Origin of the sequence: Mesorhizobium sp. J18, from assembly GCF_007829525.1 — a bacterium.
In the GTDB taxonomy this organism is placed as follows: domain Bacteria; phylum Pseudomonadota; class Alphaproteobacteria; order Rhizobiales; family Rhizobiaceae; genus VLJP01.
This window is the reverse complement of sequence record NZ_VLJP01000079.1, coordinates 1-4636: the sequence shown is the minus strand read 5'-3', so window position 1 is coordinate 4636 and position 4636 is coordinate 1. Positions and strand designations below refer to the sequence as shown.

General features: G+C 62.8%; 4 protein-coding genes. All 4 read right to left on the bottom strand.

Annotated elements, in window-relative coordinates:
- Positions 1–169 precede the first annotated feature (169 nt).
- Genes L598_RS20435 through L598_RS20420 form a run of 4 tightly spaced genes read right to left on the bottom strand, consistent with a single transcriptional unit; the run spans position 170 to position 4635 of the window.
- Positions 170–1798 (bottom strand): FGGY-family carbohydrate kinase, encoded by a 1629-nt coding sequence (locus L598_RS20435; RefSeq protein ID WP_144865716.1) that lies wholly within the window; start codon positions 1796–1798, stop codon positions 170–172.
- A 39-nt stretch (positions 1799–1837) separates the two neighbouring features.
- Positions 1838–2566, bottom strand: a complete 729-nt coding sequence (locus L598_RS20430; RefSeq protein WP_144865714.1) for an SDR family oxidoreductase — start codon at positions 2564–2566, stop codon at positions 1838–1840.
- A gap of 19 nt (positions 2567–2585) precedes the next feature.
- Positions 2586–3830 (bottom strand): sugar ABC transporter permease, encoded by a 1245-nt coding sequence (locus tag L598_RS20425; protein WP_144865712.1) that lies wholly within the window; start codon positions 3828–3830, stop codon positions 2586–2588.
- Positions 3820–4635: an ATP-binding cassette domain-containing protein gene (locus tag L598_RS20420; RefSeq protein WP_144865710.1), complete on the bottom strand. Its 816-nt coding sequence runs from the start codon at positions 4633–4635 to the stop codon at positions 3820–3822. Before L598_RS20420 ends, L598_RS20425 begins: the two co-directional genes overlap by 11 nt.
- Between the last annotated feature and the right edge of the window lies 1 nt (position 4636).

Here is a 4636-nt window from a genome sequence, read left to right as displayed (position 1 = left end):
CAGCCGACCGGCAGCTCTCGCCGGCCTCGATCGCACCGACCACGCGCTCACGAAGATCATTGGATAGAGGTGCTGTCAAAAGATGCCGGCCTCCTTCCCAGCAAGCATCTTGAATCACAAAATCAACCAAACCGGAATCCCTCCCGATTCTGTCAAGCGCTGAAACGCTCTAAGTTCGAGATGAAACCCCGTTGCGGATCTCCCTCGCCACGTGCTGCAGGGACAGAAACGCCCGGTATCGGGTGTCGTGCTCGGCGGCGATGGCGCCGCCAGCAGGAAGATATGAGCCTGACGTTCCGGACATATGTTCCATGGCTGTCACAATGTTCGGATAGATGCCTGAGGCAACCGCGCCGAGAATTGCAGCTCCAAGGAGCACGGGCTCCTCGACCCTGCTGCCGAGAACCGGGCGCCCGGCCGCATCGGCCAGAAGCTGACGCACGAGGGGGTCCTGCCCTGCCCCGCCGCTGATCATGATCCGCTCGATCCTGGCGCCGGCAGCATCCTGCGTTTCGAGGATCTGACGCAGACCGTAGCCGATGCCACAGATGCCCGCCACGTAGAGTGCGACGAGGCTCTCGACGCCCTGCTCCATGCCAAGACCGGCTATGACGGCGCGGGCATGCGGGTCGGCAAACGGCGCACGGTTGCCGAGGAATTCCGGGACGACATGAAGATTACGGGCCAGCATCACCGCCTGCGAGGCATCGGGCGTGGATCGACACGCTCGTTCGGACAGCCATCCCGGCAGGGAGTGGCCCGCCGCTTTTGCCGCCTTCTCTGCCTCACCTGCGGCGGGATGAAAGGACAAGAGATGATCTATTGCGGCGCCCGCGGCCGACTGGCCACCTTCATTGAGCCACATGCCGGGAACCATCGCCTGATAGTAAGGTCCCCATACCCCCGGAATGAAGAGGGGATCCCGGGTGGACGTCATGGTGCAGGACGAGGTGCCGAAGACATAGGCCAGATTCTTCTCCGGCTCTCCCTTCGCCCCTACTGTGCCGATTCCTCCCGCATGCGCGTCGATCAGGCCCGCGCCGACGGGCATTCCTGCCGGCAGGCCGAGCTCGGCCGCCGCCACGGCGCTCAGTCCCTTGCCAAGAGGAGTCCCCGGCGGAACGATGCGCTGTCCGATCGGCGCGAACTCCCTTTCGGCAAGATCGCCAAGCCCGATCATGTGGAAATAGCCAGGATCCCAGCGACTCTCATGGGCCAAATAGGTCCACTTGCAGGTGACCGTGCAGGTGGATCGCGCGAGGTCTCCGGTCGCCCGCCAGCCGAGAAAATCGGCAAGATCGAAGAACTGCCAGGCCGCATGATAGACTTCGGGCCGGTTCTCCTTCAGCCAGAGCAGCTTGGGCGTCTCCATCTCGGGTGAAATGACACCGCCCACATATTTGAGAACCTCATGCCCGGTGGCGTTGATGCGCTCTGCCTGTTCTATTGCCCGATGGTCCATCCATACGATGATGTCCCGCTCTGGATCGCCGCTGCTGCCGACCGGCAGCGACCGACCGTCTTCCCCAAGCACCACCAGTGAGCAAGTGGCGTCGAAGCCTATACCCGCCACCAGCGATGCATCTATGCCTGCCTTCTCCATCGCACCGCGGATGGCACCACAGACCGACGCCCATATCTGGCTGCTTGACTGCTCGGCGATGTCCGCGCCCTCGCGCCAAAGGGTAATGTCGTGCTTGTCGGAGGCGATCATTTTTCCGGTCTGGTCGAAAATACCCGCGCGGGCACTGCCCGTGCCGACATCGACGCCGATCAGATAAGCCTGGTCCGGGGACATGGGCGCTCCTGTGCGTGAATTGTTGCGAAGAGGGCTCTGTCAGAGGTCCACGCTGTTCGGAAGAATAACCAGGTCGCGGATAACCACATTGCGCGGGCGCGACAGCATGAAGATCACCGCGTCTGCCACTTCCTTGGGCTGCATCAGGGACCCGTTGGCGAGCGCCTCCTCCATCTTCGCCTTCGGCCAGTCGTCGAGAAGCGCCGTGACCACAGGTCCCGGCAGGACAGCGCCCATGCGGATGCCGTGCTGAGACACCTGCCTGCGAGTCGCGTGCAGAAAAGCCTGCACCGCGAATTTCGAAGCCGTATAGACAGGCTCCCATACGACCGGCACCACGCCCGCAACCGAGGAGGTGAAGATGATGTCCCCTGTCTTGCGCTCGATCATGTTCGGGAGAACCGTGCGCACGCAGCGGAAGGCGGCATTGATATTAAGGTTCAACATGCGGTCCCAGACGTCGGGATCTCCCTCCGCCGCCGGTCCGCCCACATAGGCGCCCGCATTGGCATGCAGGATATCCAGGGGACCTGCGATCTGAAGGATTCTCTCATACATGGATGAGACCTGAGAGCCGTCCAGAAGATCGACCACAAGAGGCCTGGCATTCGGCCCAAGCTCGTCGCAGAGTGCGCGCAGCCGATCTTCCGCGCGGTCGATCATGACGACCGTAGCGCCCTCCGCCAGCATTGCGCGGGAACATTCAAGTCCGATTCCCGAAGCAGCACCGGTGACGGCGGCGATCTTGTCTTTCAGAGTGTCGGCCATTCTCTTTCCTCGACTGAAATCAGGCGCGTCCGTGGCTGGCGCGGGACTGGCGGGCAAGCGAATCCACGATCACGGCGATGGCGAGCACTGCACCGGTGATCATGTAGCGAAGCGACGAACTCAGATTGAGGAGGGTGAGGCCGTTGGAGATGGACTGGATTACCAGGATCCCGAGCAAGGCCGACCAGGCGGAGCCACGCCCTCCGAAGAGGGACGTGCCGCCGATCACAGCCGCGGCTATGGCATTGAGGTTCACGTCTCCGGTACCCGCCTGCTGGCTGGCCGAGGCCAATCGCGCCGAGGAAAGCACGCCGCCCAGCGCTGCCAGCGTCGAGCAGATCATGAAGGCGGACAGGCGGATGGTGTTGACATTGATGCCCGCACGGCGCGCCGCTTCGGTGTTACCGCCGACCGCAAACATCGAGCGCCCCCATTTCGTACGGGTCAGCGCATAGTTCATCACCACGACCAGCACGACGAACAGCCCGAACATGTAGGGAATGCCGCGCCCCTGGTTGAGGTAGAAGACCGCGACGAGTAGAGCGAGGGTCAACAAACCGGCCTTGGCCAGCAATACGCTCAAGCCGGGATTCGACAGATTGGCGGCAGCACGGTTGCGGATGGTGCGCAGCCCCAGAACGACCATCAGAAGGCCCGGTACGAGCGCCAGGAGATAGCTCAGCCAGTCAGGCATGACCATGATCTGCCCGAAGCGGACCAGAGGCGAGCTGTAGGGCAGATTGATGGAACCGGTGGGACCCAGAATGTAGAGCTGAAAGCCCAGAAGCGCGAGAAGCCCTGCCAGCGTCGACACGAAGCTCGGCATGCCGAAGCGGTTGAGAAATGTGCCGTAGATGAAGCCGACGACGGCCCCCGTCGCCAGAGCGCCAAGCACCGCCACCGGCAGCGGCATGCCCATGTTCACCCAGAGAACGCCTACGAGGGCGGATGCAAGACCGCTCATCGAGCCGACGGACAGATCGATCTGCCCCAACAACAGAACGCAGACGATGCCGAGCGATATGCATCCCACTGCGGCAGCGTCAAAGAGCAGGTTGACAAGGTTGTTGGGCGCAACAAAGACCGGGTTAAGCGAGGTGAATACGGTGGCGATCAGGATGAGGCCCACGGCAACGGGCAGCATTCCGAGGTCGCCCGAGCGGACACGGTCGATGAAGGAACGAACCGAGCCGACGATTCCTTCATCGTTCCGCAGCCGTGCGTCAGCGCGATCCAGCGCGGTGGAGCGGGTCTCATGCGTCATGTTCTGTGCCCATCTTTTCCTGCATGCGGGCACGACGGCGTGACACTGCATTCTCCGTCGCGCCGGTTATGGCCGTGACAAGTTCCTCGTTCGAGCATTCGGCGCCGAATACGCCGTTGTTGCGCCCCAGGCGCAGAACCACGATGCGGTCGGCCACGGCGCGCACGTCCTCCATATTGTGGGAGATCAGGATGACGCCGTGCCCGCGGTCACGGACCCGCTCGATCAGGTTCAGCACTTCGGCGGTTTGAGCGACCCCCAGGGCGGCCGTCGGCTCGTCGAGCATGATGACCTTCGGATCGAGCAAGAGCGAGCGGGCTATAGCCACCGTTTGGCGCTGGCCGCCGGAGAGCGACGCGATCGGCTCGCGTACCGACGGGATGCGCGCCGAAAGCTCGTTGAGCAGCGTCCAGGCACGCACTTCCATGGCCACCTCGTCAAGATGCCAGGGAGAGAGCTCGTGCCCGAGGAAAAGATTGGCCACCACATCGAGATTTTCGCACAGGGCAAGATCCTGGAAGACGGTTGCGATGCCGAGCTCCAGCGCCCTTGCGGGCGTATCGATCGTGACTTCCTGCCCCATGAACTCGATCGTTCCGGAGGTCGGCTGGTGCACGCCCGCAAGCGTCTTGACCAGCGTGGATTTGCCCGCACCGTTATCGCCTACCAGCGCCACAACCTCGCCCGCATAAACATCGAGATCAATGTCGGTCAGTGCAGAGACCGCACCGAATTGCTTGGAAATGCCCCGCAGACGCAAGATCGGCTCGCCTCGCGGAGAGCTGTCGGCCGGCGATGCGGTCATA

Excerpts from the sequence above, each read along its gene's own strand:
- L598_RS20435 (WP_144865716.1), bottom strand. The coding sequence starts at position 1,798 with ATGTCCCCGGACCAGGCTTATCTGATCGGCGTCGATGTCGGCACGGGC.
- L598_RS20430 (WP_144865714.1), bottom strand. The coding sequence starts at position 2,566 with ATGGCCGACACTCTGAAAGACAAGATCGCCGCCGTCACCGGTGCTGCT.
- L598_RS20425 (WP_144865712.1), bottom strand. The coding sequence starts at position 3,830 with ATGACGCATGAGACCCGCTCCACCGCGCTGGATCGCGCTGACGCACGG.
- L598_RS20420 (WP_144865710.1), bottom strand. The coding sequence starts at position 4,635 with ATGACCGCATCGCCGGCCGACAGCTCTCCGCGAGGCGAGCCGATCTTG.